Below are 18734 nucleotides of genomic sequence, written 5' to 3' on the forward strand. Positions count from 1 at the left end.
TAAGTGACATGGATTTTCACTCAAATGATTAAAGGGTAAGGGTTAAAACAAAGCACTTTTCAGACGATTAAAAATCAGCGTGCGTACTTCACGTTCCTTGATCATTGAGTTGAGAAGATTGGAGCTATAACGAATCAGCTGCCCCCGCTGCTCACGATCACGGATGACTTCTAAGCCGTTTTTGACATAGTTTCGAGCAATCACCGTTCTACGGTTTGGATGGGTTAAACAGACCAGTTGACCGCGTTCGATCTGCTCTTTAATTTTTCTTCTTCTAATTTTGCCGCTAGTAGTTTTGTTAATTCGGCCTTGATGCAGTAAATAGACACCTTCTACAGGCAAGCCAATATCAGCTGTCACTTGTTCCTTGACCTGAGTTCTAATGGCTTCAAAATTGAGAGTCTTGTCTAGTGATTTCTTCTTGATCTCAAGTACAACCGTAACACCCTCAGAATCAGCAACATTCACTACCGCAACACAGCCTTTACGAACAGCAGGATGTGCCATTTCAACAGAGCACTCGATATCTTGCGGGTAATAGTTCTTGCCACGAATGATAATCACATCCTTAAGGCGGCCAGTTACATATAGGTCTCCGTCTTTGACAAAGCCCATATCACCCGTTCTCAAGTAGTGCACTTGACTCGGTTGACCCGCGTCATCAATGATAGTCGCCGCAAAAGTTTCCTGATTGACCTCTGGCTTCTGCCAGTAACCTGCTGTAACGCTCTCACCTGCTAGCCAGATTTCACCAACTTCATGAGCTGCTACTTCTTGACGGGTATGCGGATTGACAATACGGCAATCAATATGTGCCGAGATCTTGCCACAGCTCACCACTTGCACGGCGGTCTGATCTTGACTGGCCTGTATCAGATTGGCATTTAACTTGTCACGATCGATTGAAATTGCATTGAGAGGACCAGTCACACCACTAACTAAAAGCGTAACTTCTGCCAGTCCATAGCATGGCAAGAAAGTATCTAGTTTCAGTTCCGACTGGGTATTGAACTTTTCCATGAAGCGTTGCATGACGTGAGCCTTGATCGGCTCAGCACCATTAAACAGCACCCGTAAACGGCTCAGATCAAGCGATGCAGCCTGCTCATCAGAGATGCGGTGCAGACATAATTCATAAGCAAAGTTTGGTCCACCAGTAATTGTGACACCTTTTTCACTGATAAATTGCAGCCATTTTAGAGGCTTACGAATAAAGTCTAGCGGTGACATGACATAGCAAGTCAGGCCCACATACACAGTTTGCAAAACTGAACCAATCAACCCCATATCGTGGTAAACAGGTAGCCATGTAAGACCAATATCTTCAGGTTGTGTGCCAAAAGCTTCAGCAATCATGACTTCATTTGCCATAATATTCTTATGGGTAACAATTACCCCTTTAGGCCAACCTGTTGATCCCGAAGTGTATTGCAGGAAGCAGATATCTTCTTCAGTAATGAGCGGGAAATCTTTTTGTACCAAATCACGCTGTAGCTCAGCATCAACGGCATGTAATATTAAGCTTTCATTTTGAGCTTTTAATGTGATCAGACCTGATAGCTCAAGAATCTTTTTGGTGGTGAGTACTATTTTTGGCTCACAGTCATTCATAATATTCAAAATATTAGAAAAACCATTACGATTAAAAGGTAGGCTGACTGGTACCGCGATAATTTTAGCTTTTAGACAGGCAAAGAACGATACGATAAAGTCCAACCCAGGCTCAAACAGCAATACAGCGCGATCACCACTGTCTACAAGATTCATTAATACCTGAGCTTGATGTTGAACCCGAGCGTTCAAATCTTTATACGTAAGAGACTGAATACCACCCGATTGACGCCCTAAATACTCGAAAGCAACCTTACTTCCATTTAAATTTGCGTGGGATTCCAATGTTGCAATGATATTATCCGTATCCATTACAGCCATAACTTACTCCGATTAATTATAATGCACCCTTAAAATTCGCTAATTTAGAAATTACATTTCTCGTCGGGGCTTTTAATAAAAATGAATATACTTTTTGTTTAAAATATAAATTCACATTATATTTTATGGTTGGGCATCATTTATTACACCTGTAAGTGCTTACAGGTTGGTCTATATTTATAAAAATCGAGAAGCTAGACACCTTTTATAAATCCTTTTACTCATTTCTATTTTTTGCAATTAGATTAAATATTAAACTTATTTTCATCTTTACTTTTTTAGTAGTTGAAAAAGTGTCTAAAAGCTTTAAATACATCAGCGAATTCTTAGCTCGTATAATTCTTTTATTGATATTTTAGTTTTTGATTTTTTGAGATTTAATTTCTTATAGCAATAAGCTATTTAAGTATAGATTAACAATCCACCCATATTATTCATTTAAAAATAAATCATATTTCAACATTATAATTTCTCACAACCAACATATACTTTTATAAATCAATACAATTAATTTTTTGACTTTCGTCATAAGGTCATGAATACTAAAATAATATGAAATTAAATTTTTCCAGTTGGTTTAATTTTAAAATAAAACTCAGATAAATAGCTTTTATAATAAGCTATAGTAATGATTGATTTAAAATATAAATATTAGAAGCATTTACTTTATTCAGATGTATTATTTATACGTATATTTTTATAAAAGTCCTAACATCACAGCTCGAATAGCTGCTGAAATTTTATTATTCACATTTAACTTCTGCATTGAATTTCCGAGGTGAAAATTTACTGTTCTTTCAGTGACCCCTAGAATCTGGGCAATTTCTGCTGACGTTTTACCCTCAGCAGTCCAACGCAGTGCCTCTTTTTCTCGGTTCGTTAAATAAAGATTAAACTGAGCGAATTCCACCTCATTTACAACTTTAGCAATGCTAGAATGCACAGTTTGAGACAACCAATACATATTTGTATATTGTGACTTTTGCTCTTTTTCCGACAATTGGTCATTGGATCTTGCGAGTGTTAGCATCCCTCTGGTTCCAATAAAGTCACGGCTTGACTGAGCCCAACCGACATTAAGGCCATAAGAGCGCGCCTCCTCCCAGAAATCTTTTTCTTCTTGTGTCTTTGCAGATTGGCTCGACCAGACAAGAGGTTGAAGTGATACCATACAATGCTGCACAGTTGGATCTATCTTCACATAATGCTGTTCCAAATAACGCTTTTGCCATGCTTCTGGATAATTATTCAACATAATCGTTTTTGGTTCAGCAATAGATAATGGCGACTGCATACCATAAGCACAATAATCAAATCCAAGCTTTGAAGCTGTAGATTTAACGATTTCAAACAGCTGGTATTCATTTTGTACGATCAGAAATTCTGATAATAAGTCCTCTTGCCAATTTTCCATTTACTCTCATTAGACTCCATTCACAAATCATTTTTTTTCAGTTGCACATTGTGAATTCAAACAATCCAATTGAAGCGTAGGTCTCTTCGTTTACCTTTATTTCAACAAAGCTTTTAAATACCTAATTTTATTTATCTGATTTCTCAATTTCAGATTTTGAATTCATCACCTAATTAACAACTCTTTTAAGCCAGATATGATTGCAAATTATTCAGACAAACTAAATTTATAAGAGCTTCCAAGGTTGTTATATTCCATGTGCGGATTATGCTTGAAAAATTGAATTTTACAGGATGCATTTTATTACAAAAAAATAAGTATTTTAAAAAAGATCAGAAGATCTATTAATTATTATTAATATTCAGTTTTCATTAATTTAATTAAACAATATTTTCTATCACCTATCTAGCCGATATAATTTTACTAATTATTATACAAATAAACTAAACACACCTTTAATAATTTAATAAATCAAGCAATTACATTATAAATCACCTTGCTTAGTATTATTATTTTAACAATAAGACTTGATGCACACTAAAACTTCTACAACAACTCCAATCTATCTAGCATTTTTTAAAAGGCAGTTTGCATATTAAAACTACAAAATTCTCGTTTTTTCATAAGTAAGCCTTAAAGGCTGAATAACTCTCTAGTAAGAACAGCTTAACGGTGTATGCCATACAATTACATTTAACCTGTTAAACATAACAGTATTTTATTGGCAATAATTTATGTTATTTATCCATTGAACCCCAATTCAAGTCACTTGAACAGGTAGCATGGTCACCATCCCCCCTTATTTCTCAATATCAGCAGATGGTTTTATTCGAATGAATGAAAACCAGCTCATGAACTATCCGCTCCAACACCTCATATCTATTGTTGAATCAACACAAATTGAAGATTCTCAAATTCTCTATTATGGTTTTACTGAATGGGTAACATCACTGACCCCAGCTTTAAGCACGGGATGGGATTGGGAATTTATTGAGTACAATGGCATCACAAGTATAAAAAGAATTGGCCTGCCTCGAAGCAATATTATGCTTGTTGATGTATCTGGTACAGATATTGGATTTGAAGTTACTGAAACACTAATTGAAAAGAAAATCGATACTTTGTTCTGGGAACAGTTCATTTATGCCCAAATCAATACAACCCAAACAATGGCTAAATTAACTCCATATTTCTCTTAGAAACCTGTAAATTCTTACAGTTACCGCTTCCTCACCTGTTAAGTAAAGTCACTTGAAAAATAAGTGGAAGCACTTGTAATGAATGTTATTGCTGGATTTCAAAATAATTTTTCAGAAGGCCTATATACTAAATTTAAAAATTACCGCTATAGGGTATTTGTTGAATATTTAGGTTGGGAGTTGAACTGTCCTAATAATGAAGAATTAGATCAGTTTGACAAAGTCGATACCGCCTATGTCGTCGCTCAAGATAGAGAATCTAATATTATTGGTTGTGCCAGATTACTACCGACTACTCAACCTTATTTACTTGGTGAGATATTTCCTCAATTACTTAATGGAATGCCTATTCCTTGCTCACCAGAAATTTGGGAGTTATCAAGATTCTCAGCAGTAGATTTCTCGAATCCGCCATCTTCAGCTAGTCAAGCTGTGTCATCGCCCGTCTCTATTGCAATTCTGCAAGAATCTATCAACTTTGCAAGAGAACAAGGTGCAAAACAACTCATTACCACCTCTCCTCTGGGGGTAGAACGGTTATTACGTGCTGCGGGTTTTCGTGCTCATCGTGCAGGCCCACCCATGGTTATTGATGGCTATGCGATGTTTGCATGCTTGATTGATATTTAATTTCTTATTTGGGACTCATACCTATTTTTGGCATGAGTCCCAATTTTTATATAGTTAGGTAGCAATACGATTAAGAAACATGAATACCTATTAATCAATTTTGGTTTTTAAATTTAAATTCGACTTTTTATAATAAGCTTTATCCGTTTTAGCACTCCAATCACGCGGCATAAATGACGTCGATATAATTGCGACTACAGCCATACTTCCAATATAAAGCATAATTAGATATGGATTACCCTGCCCGACACTCAACAATTTAGTAGCAATCATCGGTGCCAAACCACCACCTAATACACCAGCCAACTGTACCGAAATCGAGATTCCGCTATATCGAATTTCTGCCGGAAATTGACGGGCAAAAAGCTGAGCTTGTGGTGCGTACATAATTGGGAACACAACGCCAATTGCTAAAACAATTGCTGTCCACACTAATACCGGATCTTTTGTATTGAGCATGGTAAAAAATGGATAGCAGTAAAGCGCCAATATGCATAGGCCAAACATAAACATATTGCGTTGGCCGACTTTATCCGACAAATGTCCACATAACGGCGTCATAAATAAAATGACGGCTGCGCCGCAAATGGTGGCAAATAAAATGTCTTGGCGTGGAATACCAAGTTGTGCGGTGGTATAAGCCAAAGTAAATGTTGAAGCAATATAGAACCATGCATTTTCGGCAGCACGAGCTAAAATAATGGTAATAAGTTGCTTTGGATGGTTTTTAAAAACCTGTAAAGCAGGAACTTTGACTTCTTCAGACTGTTGTTTTACTTTTTCGAAATCTGGTGACTCTGGCACTTTTACACGAATATACCAACCTACTGCCAGTAAAATAATACTGGCAAGAAATGGTAAACGCCAACCCCAGCTAAACAGCGCTTCTTCAGGTAATAACGACACCAGACCCAACGCGATTGAGGCTAGCATTAAGCCACCACCTGTACTAGCTTGAGGCAAGCTTCCCCAGAACCCTTTACCACCTTCGGGCGCATGTTCAACGGCCATCAGTACAGCACCGCCCCATTCACCGCCCATTGCCATCCCTTGAATAAATCGTAAGACAACCAAACCAATCGCAGCCCAATATCCAATTGATTCATAAGTCGGTAATAAGCCAATCAGTACGGTTGGGATCCCCATGAGCATCAAGGTCAACAGCAACATCGATTTACGGCCAATCTTATCACCAAAGTGACCAAAGACTAAGCCGCCTAATGGTCTCCCAATAAACCCAACGGCATAGGTTGCGAATGCGGCAAGCACGCCGGTAAGTGCATCTAGATTTGGGAAAAATAGCTTATTAAAAATGAGCGCCGCCGCCGCACCGTAAATAAAAAAGTCATACCACTCAATGGTGGTGCCAACCATGCTAGAGATACCTGCTAATCGATGTGACGACTTTTTAGTATTTGAACCGTTTCCATGTATTGATTGCATCGTAATATCCTTTTTTAGATTTTCTTGTTTTATCTTTTTTATGCTTATGACCAACCCTGACCATAAGCATTTTCAGGTCTCGCTTTATCTCCTTAAGCTTTTTATGTTTTTATAATTCTGTTTAGCTCAATTTTTCTAAAATTGGTTCAAATTTCGAATTACGTTCTTGCCACTGTGGTTGTTTGTCTTTATCGACAATGAGTGCGCGGACACCTTCAATAAAGTCACCATGCTCAAACCAGATGTCCTGTAAATCGCGTTCAAGCTGCATACATTGTGGTAAAGAGAGTCCTCGTCCTAAATGCTGTAGTTTTAAACTGGTTTGTTTGGCAATAAATGAGCGTTGCTGCAAAATGCTGAGCATCTTGCTTGCCCAAGTTTTTAAGCTTTCATCTTGTTCATTTTCAAGACTTTGCTCGATTTCATCTAAATGCTGATATCCAAAGTGTTTACGAATACCTTCAGCCAATTGTTTTAATTCACTTTCGGCAGGGCGAGTAATAAATCGGGTAATGATGCGTTCAATTCCCTCTTTGCTTAAACTTGGCGCTTCAACGAGAGCATCTTGCAACGCTTGTAACTGCACGCTTGGCACATGGTAGTCAATTAAATCGAGGTAAAGCGCATCGCTACTACTAATCTGCTCACCCGTAATGGCCATATAAACGCCAATATCATCAAGGCGAGACAGGAAATGAGTTGCACCAACGTCTGGGAAAAAACCAATCGCTGTTTCAGGCATGGCAAATCTAGATTTTTCACTGCTCACCACAATGTGACAAGCCTGAGCCAAGCCAAAACCGCCACCTAATACATAGCCATCAAGCACAACAATGATTGGCTTCTCATATTCACGCAGTATATTTAGCATTTTATATTCGGCACTAAAGTAGCCTTTGTAATCGGCTGTACCATTTTTATAACTGTCGTAGAGATAGCGGATATCTCCACCTGCACAGAAGGCTTTTGGACTATTTGACTTAATTATCACTGCCTGAACAGCAGCATCATTTCGCCACAGTTCCAATTGGGCGCCAATACTTTTAATCATGTCTAAAGACAATGCATTGAGATGAGTCACACGGTCTAAGGTAATCATGCCCAACTTACCTTGTTGCTCAATCATTAAGTGATTTTCTGTATTCATTTTATTGATCTCTTATTGATTTTTAAAATTTGGTTTTCGTTTTTCAACGAACGCCTGCATTCCTTCTTTTTGGTCAAATGTTGCAAATATTGAATGGAACATACGTCTTTCAAAACGCAAGCCTTCAGTAAGGTTTACTTCAAAAGCTCGGTTGATGGTTTCTTTAAGCATCATGTTTGCAGTTAAAGAGCGTGCCGCAATTTTTTCAGCTGCTTGCAAGGTTTGTTCAAGTAATTCTTCTTTGCTAAACACACGTGCGACTAAACCACTTTGCTCTGCTTCTACAGCGCCCATTTGACGAGCGGTAAAACACATTTCCATTGCTTTGGCTTTACCAATCGCATGGGTTAAGCGTTGTGTGCCACCAATACCCGGAATTACCCCTAAGGTCACTTCGGGTAAGCCAAACTTGGCGTTGTCGGCACAATAAATAAAATCACACATAAGCGCCAATTCACAGCCACCACCTAACGCATAGCCACTCACCGCTGCAATTAGAGGTTTACGGCGCTGTGCAATACGGTCTGCAAGATGGAAAAAGTCATCAAAATAAATATCAGGAAATGCTAAATCAGCCATTTCTTTAATGTCTGCACCTGCGGCAAAAGCTTTTTCAGAGCCTGCCAATACGATGCAACCAATTTCGCGGTCTTTTTCGAGCTGATCTAATGCCTGATTAATTTCACTAATTAATTCGCTGTTTAAAGCATTGAGCGCTTGAGGGCGATTTAATATAATCAGTCCAACCCCATTACGCTTTTCTAATAAAATACTTTGCCACTGCATTATTTATTCCTTGTTCTGATTTTATAGACTACGTGCAATCACTAAACGTTGGATATCGCTTGTGCCTTCGTAAATTTGACAAATACGCGCATCACGATAAATACGTTCAATTGGGAAATCTCTGAGATAGCCATAGCCACCAAACACTTGTAGCGCACTCGAGCACACACGCTCAGTCATTTCTGAAGCAAATAACTTGGCCATTGAAGCTTCGTTGAGACACGGTTGACCTGCTTCTTTTAAACGCGCAGCGTAGTGAACCAGTTGTCTCGCTGCTTCAATTTCAGTTGCCATACTGGCAAGGCGAAAAGCGATGGTTTGATGCTCAAAAATTGGTTTTCCAAAAGTAATACGCTCTTTGGCATAGCGAGTCGCTTCTTCGAGCGCCGCACGTGCTAGACCGACTGCTTGTGCAGCAATACCAATACGTCCACCTTCTAAATTGGCAAGGGCGATTTTCAAACCCTCACCTTCTTTGCCAAGCATGAGGCTTTTATGAATGCGCACATCGGTTAGTGCAATCTGACACGTATCTGAAGCATGCAGACCGAGTTTTTCTTCAACACGAATCACTTCATAGCCCGGTGTTTCGCGTGGGACTAAAAAGGCACTAATACCCTTTTTACCCGCGCTCGGATCAGTCACTGCAAACACAATAATGACGCCTGCATTATCACCCGAGGTAATAAACTGCTTGGCACCATTTAAAATGTAATCGTCCCCATCTTTCACCGCTCGGGTTTTAAGAGCTGCCGCATCTGAGCCCGTATGTGGTTCGGTTAAAGCAAAAGCGCCGATCATTTCACCTTGAGCCAAAGGCTTTAAAAAACGCTCTTTTTGCTCGTCGGTACCAAATTTTAAAATAGGCGCACAGCCAACCGAGTTATGTACACTCATGATGGTTGAGGTTGCGCCATCTGCTGCCGCAACTTCTTCAAGAGCTAGTACATAGGCTAAGTTACCCGTGTCTGAACCACCCCATTGCTCTGAAACAAGCATACCCATAAAACCGAGTTGCCCCATTTGAGTCAGAGTTTCTTTTGGGAATGTCCCGTCTCGGTCCCAATCACTGGCATTAGGCTTGATTTGTTCTTGGGCGAAACTTTTCGCCATATCACGAATGAGTAATTGTTCTTCGGTAAATTGCATTATTATTTCCTTTACCCTGCTTTAGCTTGTTGTTTAGCAATTTCTTGATTACGCAATAAAAAGCGCTGAATTTTGCCACTTGGAGTTTTAGGTAATTCACTCACAAATTCAACTAAACGTGGATAAGCATGTGCAGAAAGTCGTCTTTTAACAAACTGGCTGAGTTGTTCAGCAAGAGCATCGGAAGGTTGAGCATCCGCAGCTAAAATTACGAATGCCTTAACCACTTCGGTACGGTCCGGATCAGGCACGCCAATCACTGCTGCTTCAACCACAGCATCGTGTTCGAGTAGTGCGCTTTCTACATCGAAAGGCCCAATACGATAGCCTGATGTAGTGATTACATCATCACTACGACCAACAAAGCTCATACTGCCATCGGCATGTAACTCGGCAGTGTCGCCAGTTAAATAGTAGTGACCCACGAAAGGCGATTTTCGGCTTTCTTTATAGCCGCCGAACCACATCATTGGAGAATGGCTAATATCGACTGCTAAAATTCCTGGGGTGTCCGGTGGAAGTTCTTCACCTTGTTCATTGACAATCGCAACGCGGTAGCCTGGACTTGGGAAACCTGCTGAACCAGCATGAATTTCATGTTTTAAACCATGATGATTACACACCACCATGCCCACTTCAGTTTGTCCATAATGGTCATAAATTGGAGCATCAAGCACTTGTTTAAACCAGCGAATTACTTCTGGATTCAGCGGTTCACCGGCACTGCTCACTACACGGAACTGCCCTTTTAAAGGCGCCATTTGTGCTGGATCAGCCGCCATCATCATACGGTAAGCGGTTGGTGCACCTGCCAAGTTGTTAACTTTATAATCTTTCACAATTTGGCATAGGCTATCTGTGCTGAAACCACCTTCATAAAACAAAGTAGCGTGACCCAAGAATAACGGCCCAGTAATCGCGTAGTAGAGACCATACGCCCAACCCGGATCGGCAATATTCCAAAACGAGTCTTCTTCGGTTAAACCAATAGCATCTTGCATATATCGACCAAAGGCAATCAGTGCTTTTAATGGCACTTCCAATGGTTTAGCTGGCCCTGTAGTGCCTGAAGTAAACATGAGTAAGAAAGGATCTTGGATGCTACGCATAACCAAATCACATTGATCGGACTGCTGCTTCACTTCATTCCAAAAGTTAAAATCACCTGCTTTAAGCGGAGTGCTTTGTGCATCGGCGACAGTCACAATTGCAGGACAATTTTCAATTTCATCAAGCTTGCTACGGTTGCCCATATCGGTCACCACCAGCTTACTTTGTGCAAGCTGAATACGGTGCTCAATCGCTTTTGGGCCAAACGCAGTAAAGAGTGGTTGATAGACTGCACCAATTCGCCAAGCTGCAAAAATAGTCACGATCAATTCAGGTGTTCTTGGTAATAGACCTGAAATACGGTCGCCTGCTTTTACACCTTGTGATTTTAGAAAGTTGGCAAACTGACTTGACCACTCTTTTAATTCACGGAAGGTATATTGCTCTTTTCGTCCGTCTTTTCCTTGCCAATACAGTGCAATTTTGTCGCCATCTGCGTGTCGATCACAGCATTCATAACAAGCATTTAAGGCATCAAGTGAACCTGATAACATCTGTTTTGCAGTGCTTTCCAAATCGAAAGTCTGTGCAGCATTTTGATAATCCATCATATCTTTTCCCTCAGTCCGGATTTGTTGTTATTCACGACAGGGTTTATGTGTTTAAAGCCATCCTTTGGCTTTACCGTTATGCCTCTTGTGGCAGGTATTGCTGAATAATGCTCGAAAAATCGAGATTGGCATTACCGCGCATGCACATTTGCTGATACAGCTGTTGCACCATGCCACCTAATACGACTGGCTGTTTGACTTGGCCTGCCGCTTCGACAGCGAGTCCTAAATCTTTTAGCATCAGCTGAGTTGCAAAGCCGTCTTGGTAACCTCGAGATGCTGGCGCATTTTCATTAATATGCGGCCATGGGTTACATACGTCCGAGCTCCAGCAACGACCGCTTGAAGTATTAATGACGCCTGCCAATGCTTGTGGGTCAATACCTAGCTTCACACCCAGCGCCATACCTTCGGCAACAGCAGCCATTGAAATACCCAAAATCAGGTTATTGCAGATTTTGGCAATTTGACCTGCACCGACATCACCACAATGAACTATGTTTTTGCCCATGTGGCTAAGCACAGGTTTTACTTCGTTAAAGGTTTGATCATCGGCACCCACCATAAAGGTTAAGGTTCCTGCTTGAGCACCAATGGTTCCACCAGAGACGGGTGCATCACAGATTTTAATATTTTTACTATGCGCAACAGCAGCAATGTCTTTAATGGTTTGTGGGTCAATGGTACTGCTATCAATGCATAAGCTACCTGCTTTTAGTACTTCTAAAACACCATTTTCACCCAAGTAAACTTCTTTAACATGCTTGGCCGCAGGCAACATGGTAATGACCACATCTGCTTGTTTAGCTGCATCCTGTGGGCTGTCGCAGACCACACCACCTGCCTCGGCAAAGTGCTGAATAGCAACTTCACTGAGGTCATATCCATAAACATTGAGTCCGGCTTTAAGTAGGTTATGAGCCATTCTGCCGCCCATATTGCCTAGACCGATAAAGGCGATATTCATCCGTGATCCCCTTAACGTAAACTAATGGTTGTATTTACACCGCCAACTTCATGGCTATCTTCAAACCAGCGACTGGTAATGGTTTTAGTTTGAGTGTAGAACTGCACAGCTTGTTTGCCGTACGGCCCCAAATCACCCAGTTTTGAACCTCTTGAACCCGTAAAACTAAAGAAAGGCACTGGCACAGGAATTGGAATATTGATACCAACTTGACCAATATCAATTAAGTTTTGGAAAGTACGTGCAATCGCACCGCTTTGTGTGAATAGACCTACACCGTTACCAAATGGGTTGGCGTTGATAAGAGCAATCGCTTCATCAAGTGTGTCTACACAAATAATTGAAAGAACTGGACCAAAGATTTCTTCTTTATAAATACGCATATCGGTATTTACACCGCTAAAAATCGTCGCGCCGACAAAGTTGCCCGATTCATAGCCTTGAACTTGAACGTCTCGACCATCGAGTAGCAATTCTGCCCCTTGCTCAACACCGCTATTAATCAAGTCCAGCACTCGCGCTTTAGCACGTTTTGAAATCACTGGCCCAATGTCAGTATTTGGCTCATGGCCTGCGTTTACTTTTAAGGTTTTCGCTTTTTCGACTAGCTCTTGAATCCACTGTTTGCTGTCACCCACCATCACTGCAACCGACAATGCCATACAACGTTGTCCCGCTGCACCAAACGCTGCGCCCACTAGAGCATTTAAGGTTTGTTCTTTATTGGCATCAGGCATGACCACAACATGGTTTTTTGCACCCATCATCGACTGCACGCGTTTACCATGTTGCCCTGCAAGGTTATAAACATGTGTTCCAACTGCAGTTGAACCTACAAATGAAATCGCTTTAATGTCTTTATGTGTGCACAAACGGTCAACCACTTCTTTGCCACCATGCACAACGTTAAGTACACCCGCTGGAACACCTGCTTGAATCGCAAGCTCAACCAGCATCATGGTTGATAACGGGTCTTGTTCTGATGGTTTTAAAACAAAGGTATTACCACACACGATTGCCATTGGGAACATCCAAAGTGGAATCATGGCTGGGAAGTTAAACGGCGTAATACCTGCACAAACACCCAAAGGTTGCTGCAATGTGTAAGTGTCTACACCACGTGCAACACCTTCAACATATTCACCCATTTGCAAAGTGCCGACCGAACAGGCATGTTCAACCACTTCTAGACCACGTTGAATATCGCCTTCAGCGTCTGCCAAGGTTTTGCCTTGTTCAGCCGTTAGTACTTGCGCAATTTCTTTCATGTTGGCACGGATTAAGTCTTGTAACTTAAGCATGATGCGCATACGTGCCTGAATTGGAGTCTGACGCCAAGAAGCAAAAGCATCTTGTGCAGCTTGAATAGCAGCGTCAACTTCTTTAACCGTTGCAAATGGTACGCGACCAATCACTTCCTGAGTCGCAGGATTAACAATGTCTTGCCATTCCTGTGTTTCAGATTCGATAAAATTTCCGTTAATGAGTAATTTAGCGGTTTCCAATTCGATTTTTTGGATTGTGTTCATAACCTCTCCGTAGGCCATATTTTTATTGTGTTCAATTATTAGAAAATACTTATCTATGTATTTTCTTTATTCCAGTTTCAATTGAGACTAGCAAAGAAAACTTTGACCACCAACGGAAATTCATGCACGATTGTTGTGCAAATATGCACAAGGATGACAACAAAAATGAAAGTGGATTGGGATCATCTACATTTTTTTCTGGTTTTAGCTCGGACTAAAACTTTGACCAATGCTGCGCGGATTATTGGTGTTGAGCACAGTACAGTGGCTAGACGGATTCAGGCCCTAGAACTTGCTTTGGGTACAACGCTGTTTAAGCGTGAAGCGACGGGTTATGAGCTGACACTCGAAGGGATGGCACTGGTTCCTCGAGTTGAGCAAATGGAACAAGCTTTCTTACAAATTGAAAAACCACATCAACCTTTGCAAGGTCGTGTGCGAATTGGCACACCTGAAGGTTTTGGTACTGCGTTTTTAGCTCGGTTATTGGCTGAGTTCTCGATTCAATACCCACTGCTCACCATCGACCTAATTCCAGTGCCAAAAATGATTAAGCTTTCACACCGTGAGGCAGATATTGTTGTGTCAATTGATCGTCCTACGTCTGGCCCTTACATCATTACGCGATTATCAGATTATTGTTTAAAAATTTATGGTAGCAAAAACTATCTGGCCCAAAACCCGCCTATTCGAGCCTTAGAAGATTTAACCCAACATCGCTTTGTGAACTATATTGACGATCTGGTATATAGCCCCGAGTTGTACTGTTTAGAACGACTCCCTCTAAAGCTGAATGCCAACTTCCGTAGCAGCAGTATTTTGGCCCAGCAAATTGCGGTAAGTGCGGGTGCAGGACTTGCGATTTTGCCTAAGTTTTTGGCAGATGATAAACCGGAACTTGAAGAAGTGTTAGAACAACAAGTTCGCTTTACCCATACGTTTTGGATGCTGACCTTTGTTGATTTACAACATGAACCGCGCATTAAGTTAGTTTGGGATTATCTACGGAAACAAGCCGATAAATATCAGCATTTGTTGGTTGATTAAAGAAACTAAATAAAAAAGCCAATCATGATCGATTGGCTTTTTTAAAATCATTTATAGTTCATTAAACAAGTTCTTGGTCTAATTTTTTGATACGTGGCTTATAGAACACAAAATACGTCACGCTTAAAACCACCAACCATAGTGGACTCACGTATACCGCTTTTAATGTATCTGGCTCGAGTGCCAAAATCACTAAAGTAAACAAGAAGAATGCAATAACGACATAAGCCATTAACACGCCACCCGGCATTTTAAATGTTGATGCAGCATGTAACTCTGGACTCAACTTACGGTAACGTAAATAGCATGCCATGATCAGAAGCCATACACTAATAAAGAGAATCACACAGAGTGAACTTGCCAAAGTAAATGCTTCCATCGTGTTTGGAACAAAGTACTGAAGCACTGCCCCACCCATAATGAAAATACATGAGAAGATTAAACCATTTGAAGGTACGGCACGTTTTGATAAACGCCCCAATGCACTCGGTGCCTGTCCATCTTTTGATAAACCGAACAGCATACGGCTCGTTGAAAACACACCGCTGTTCATTGAAGACATCACTGAAGACAGTACGACCAAGTTCATGATAATTGCAGAAATAGGAATACCTGCATTTAAGAACAACTCAACAAATGGACTTTTATCTGCACGAATGTGATCCCAAGGTGTTACTGACATCACCACAAAGAGTGCCAACACATAGAATAGAATAATACGTACAGGAATCGCGTTAATTGCCTTCGGTAAATTCTTCTCTGGATCTTTCGTTTCAGCAGCAGTTGTACCAATCAATTCAACGCCAATGAAGGCAAACACAGCAATCTGGAAACCTGCCAAAAATCCGCTTACACCTTTTGGAAATATGCCGCCATGCGACCACACATTACTTACACTCACAACCTCACCATGCGGAGCTTGAAAATGAGTGAGGAGCATGTAACCACCGACTCCAATCAGGCCAATAATGGCCAAAATCTTAATGAGTGCGAACCAGAATTCAACTTCACCAAATAGCTTAACGGTAAGAAGGTTAAGCCCTAAAATGAATAGTACACAGCCTGAACTAATCATGGCTTGTTGCATGGGTGAGAAACTGGCACCTTCGGGCAGCCAGAAACTTAAATAGTTAATGACCGCAGACAAATCAGCAATACCGACCAGTACCCAGCCTAACCAATAAGTCCAGCCTATATAATAGCCAGCCCATGGTCCGATCAAATCATAAGCCATATCGACAAATGATTTGTAATGTAAGTTGGCAAGCAGTAGTTCACCCAATGCACGCATCAGAAAAAAGAACATGCCACCAATTATCATGTAGATAACGAGGATTGAAGGACCTGCGAGGGAGATGGTTTTGCCCGAGCCCATAAATAGGCCGGTTCCAATTGCACCGCCAATTGCAATCATTTGTAGATGGCGATTATTTAATTTCCGTTGTAAATGATCAGGGGAGCTTGCCTCATCAGAATGATGAACCATTGTCATATTAGAAGTCCTTTTTATATTTTGCTTAACTTAAATCAGCAACCTATAGGGAGAAAAACGAACCGTATATCGTGGGTTGCTGAGTCTATACCTCAGGACAAGATGTTCAAGTATATTTTTTCCTTAATTGATAAATCGTTTGTCCTGATTTTTTTAAGTCACATTATTTATGTACTGCCTTCACGGCAATTTTAATTAATCAATCTGGGGTTCCAGATTAGCCGAAGTGTAGCATGTGATCCTGCTATATGTACTTTTCCAATACCCTCCAAACTGCTCTATTGATCCAAAAATAAACAATATTATTCCGATAAAAAATCTAATAAAAATAAAAAAAGCCAATCATGATTGATTGGCTTTTTAATAAAACTTAATGATCGTTGACGAGTCCACGTCCTAGTTTTTTCATGCGTGGTTTATACAACACATGGTAGGTAACACCTAAAATGACCAGCCATACTGGACTGACATATAGAGCTTTCAATGTATCTGGCTCTAATGCCAAGATGACTAAAGTGAAAAGCATAAATGCCAAAACAACATAACTCATCCAAACGCCACCTGGCATTTTGAATGTTGATTTTTCATGTAATTCAGGACGTAATTTACGGTAGCGTAAATAGCACACCATGATGAGACTCCAGACACTAATGAATAGAATCACACAGAGTGAACTTGCTAAAGTAAATGCTTCCATTGTGTTTGGAACAAAGTACTGGAGTACTGCCCCACCCATAATGAAAGTACAAGAGAAAATCAAACCATTTGAAGGGACTGCGCGTTTTGATAAACGACCAAATGCACCCGGTGCCTGACCATCTTTTGATAATCCAAACAACATACGACTGGTTGAAAACACACCGCTGTTCATTGAAGACATGACCGAAGATAGCACCACCAAGTTCATGATGATGGCTGAAACCGGAATACCCGCATTTAAGAACAACTCAACAAACGGACTTTTGTCTGCACGAATGTGATCCCACGGTGTTACCGACATCACAATAAACAGTGCCAACACATAGAACAAAATAATACGTACTGGAATCGCATTAATCGCTTTCGGTAAGTTTTTCTGTGGATCTTTGGTTTCAGCAGCCGTTGTACCTACAAGTTCCACCCCGACAAAAGCAAATACAGCAATCTGGAATCCTGCCAAGAAGCCTTCTGTACCTTTCGGGAATAAACCGCCATGTGACCAAACATTACTGATGCTTGCGACAGCGCCTTGCGGAGCTTGGAAATGGCTGAAAATCATGTAGCCGCCCACTCCGATCAGACCAATAATCGCCAAGATCTTAATAAGAGCAAACCAGAATTCAATTTCACCAAATAGGCGTACTGTTAGGAGGTTAAGACCCATCACAAACAACACACAACCTGCGCTAATCATGGCTTGCTGTATTGGTGAGAAACTTGCACCGTCAGGCAGCCAGAAACCTAAATAGTTAATGACTGCTGAAAGGTCCGCAATACCCACCAGCACCCAACCTAACCAATAAGTCCAGCCCAAATAATAACCAGCCCAAGGACCAATCAGGTCATGAGCCATATCAACAAAAGATTTGTAATGCAGATTTGCAAGGAGCAACTCACCCATTGCACGCATTAAGAAAAAGAACATTCCTCCAATAATCATATAGATCAAAAGGATTGAAGGACCTGCGAGGGAGATAGTTTTGCCCGAACCCATAAATAGGCCGGTTCCAATTGCACCGCCAATAGCAATCAGTTGTAAATGACGGTTAGACAGTTTTCGTTGCAGATGATCAGGAGAATTTTCCGTATCTGAATGACGAGCCGTTGTCATATTAAAATTCCTTTTTGAATTCCTTTGTTAAGATCAGCAACCTACGGCGAAAATTGAACCGTATGCCATAGGTCACTGAATCTGTTCACCAAAAATGACTGGTTAAACCGTATCTATCTTCCTTCTGTTAGATACATCATCATTTTTGGAGTAAAAACGAATTACTTTTGTGCTGCCGTCACGGCAATTTCAATTAACCAATCTGGATTGACCAAATCGGCCTGAATTGTGGCACGCGATGGAGCAACACACCCTTTTAACCAGTCAACCCAAATTGCATTTACGGTTGAAAAGTCAGAAAGATTTTTTAAATAGAGCTGTGCAGAGAGCAAGCGAGATTTGTCGGTATTGGCTAATGCCAAAAGTTCATCAATCGTTGCAAGAATTTCACGAGTTTGGCCTGCCACGTCTTGCTCGGTATTTTTAGGTACCTGACCTGACAGATAAACTACTTTGTTAAAAACAGTCACGGCGCTCATGACTTCGTTAGTGTTAATCTTTTGTATATCTGAATTAGACATTCGGATT

At 40.7% G+C, this 18734-nt stretch carries 15 protein-coding genes; 3 read left to right on the forward strand and 12 right to left on the reverse strand.

Annotated features, from left to right (window positions below; all coding sequences use genetic code 11):
* Positions 1-42: 42 nt before the first annotated feature.
* The gene (locus AAC388_RS17615; protein WP_311079009.1) at positions 43-1932 is read right to left on the reverse strand and encodes a fatty acyl-AMP ligase; all 1890 of its coding nucleotides are present in this window, start codon (positions 1930-1932) and stop codon (positions 43-45) included.
* A 697-nt stretch (positions 1933-2629) separates the two neighbouring features.
* Complete coding sequence (abaR, locus tag AAC388_RS17620; RefSeq protein WP_311079008.1) at positions 2630-3346, reverse strand: LuxR family transcriptional regulator AbaR; 717 nt, start codon at positions 3344-3346, stop codon at positions 2630-2632.
* Between the two features lie 782 nt (positions 3347-4128).
* Between abaR and AAC388_RS17625 the strand changes: the two genes are divergently transcribed.
* Both AAC388_RS17625 and abaI read left to right on the forward strand, forming a co-directional pair.
* Positions 4129-4545 (forward strand): DUF4902 domain-containing protein, encoded by a 417-nt coding sequence (locus AAC388_RS17625; RefSeq protein ID WP_311079007.1) that lies wholly within the window; start codon positions 4129-4131, stop codon positions 4543-4545.
* A gap of 63 nt (positions 4546-4608) precedes the next feature.
* A complete protein-coding gene (gene abaI, locus AAC388_RS17630; protein WP_079380981.1) occupies positions 4609-5175 on the forward strand; it encodes an acyl-homoserine-lactone synthase AbaI in 567 nt (188 codons plus the stop codon).
* A gap of 90 nt (positions 5176-5265) precedes the next feature.
* On the opposite strand, the gene AAC388_RS17635 is transcribed toward abaI, so the two are convergent.
* The 7 genes from AAC388_RS17635 to AAC388_RS17665 form a co-directional block, all read right to left on the reverse strand.
* Positions 5266-6618, reverse strand: coding sequence for an MFS transporter (locus AAC388_RS17635; protein ID WP_182917685.1), 1353 nt, complete (start codon positions 6616-6618; stop codon positions 5266-5268).
* A gap of 121 nt (positions 6619-6739) precedes the next feature.
* A complete protein-coding gene (locus AAC388_RS17640; protein WP_182917686.1) occupies positions 6740-7765 on the reverse strand; it encodes an enoyl-CoA hydratase/isomerase family protein in 1026 nt (341 codons plus the stop codon).
* 12 nt (positions 7766-7777) lie between these two features.
* Positions 7778-8551: an enoyl-CoA hydratase gene (locus tag AAC388_RS17645; RefSeq protein ID WP_057085473.1), complete on the reverse strand. Its 774-nt coding sequence runs from the start codon at positions 8549-8551 to the stop codon at positions 7778-7780.
* A gap of 21 nt (positions 8552-8572) precedes the next feature.
* Positions 8573-9700, reverse strand: coding sequence for an acyl-CoA dehydrogenase family protein (locus AAC388_RS17650; RefSeq protein WP_057085471.1), 1128 nt, complete (start codon positions 9698-9700; stop codon positions 8573-8575).
* An 11-nt stretch (positions 9701-9711) separates the two neighbouring features.
* The gene (locus AAC388_RS17655) at positions 9712-11361 is read right to left on the reverse strand and encodes an AMP-binding protein (RefSeq protein WP_342370992.1); all 1650 of its coding nucleotides are present in this window, start codon (positions 11359-11361) and stop codon (positions 9712-9714) included.
* A 76-nt stretch (positions 11362-11437) separates the two neighbouring features.
* Entirely contained in the window at positions 11438-12328 is an 891-nt protein-coding gene (gene mmsB / locus AAC388_RS17660) for a 3-hydroxyisobutyrate dehydrogenase (protein WP_068553143.1), read from the reverse strand.
* Positions 12329-12339: 11 nt separating this feature from the next.
* Positions 12340-13857, reverse strand: coding sequence for a CoA-acylating methylmalonate-semialdehyde dehydrogenase (locus AAC388_RS17665; protein WP_032005656.1), 1518 nt, complete (start codon positions 13855-13857; stop codon positions 12340-12342).
* A gap of 165 nt (positions 13858-14022) precedes the next feature.
* Here AAC388_RS17665 and AAC388_RS17670 point away from each other — a divergent pair, with 165 nt between their 5' ends.
* A complete protein-coding gene (locus AAC388_RS17670) occupies positions 14023-14904 on the forward strand; it encodes a LysR family transcriptional regulator (protein ID WP_005071920.1) in 882 nt (293 codons plus the stop codon).
* Positions 14905-14965: 61 nt separating this feature from the next.
* On the opposite strand, the gene AAC388_RS17675 is transcribed toward AAC388_RS17670, so the two are convergent.
* The 3 genes from AAC388_RS17675 to AAC388_RS17685 all read right to left on the reverse strand — a co-directional run bounded on the left by AAC388_RS17675 (position 14966) and on the right by AAC388_RS17685 (position 18727).
* Positions 14966-16396 carry an amino acid permease gene (locus tag AAC388_RS17675; RefSeq protein ID WP_342370993.1) on the reverse strand — a complete coding sequence of 477 codons (1431 nt, stop codon included), beginning with the start codon at positions 16394-16396 and terminating at the stop codon, positions 14966-14968.
* 370 nt (positions 16397-16766) lie between these two features.
* Positions 16767-18206, reverse strand: coding sequence for an amino acid permease (locus AAC388_RS17680; protein WP_086354721.1), 1440 nt, complete (start codon positions 18204-18206; stop codon positions 16767-16769).
* Between the two features lie 161 nt (positions 18207-18367).
* Positions 18368-18727, reverse strand: a complete 360-nt coding sequence (locus AAC388_RS17685; protein WP_000071347.1) for a RidA family protein — start codon at positions 18725-18727, stop codon at positions 18368-18370.
* Between the last annotated feature and the right edge of the window lie 7 nt (positions 18728-18734).

Origin of the sequence: Acinetobacter sp. D009, assembly GCF_038562025.1 — a bacterium.
GTDB lineage: Bacteria > Pseudomonadota > Gammaproteobacteria > Pseudomonadales > Moraxellaceae > Acinetobacter > Acinetobacter pittii.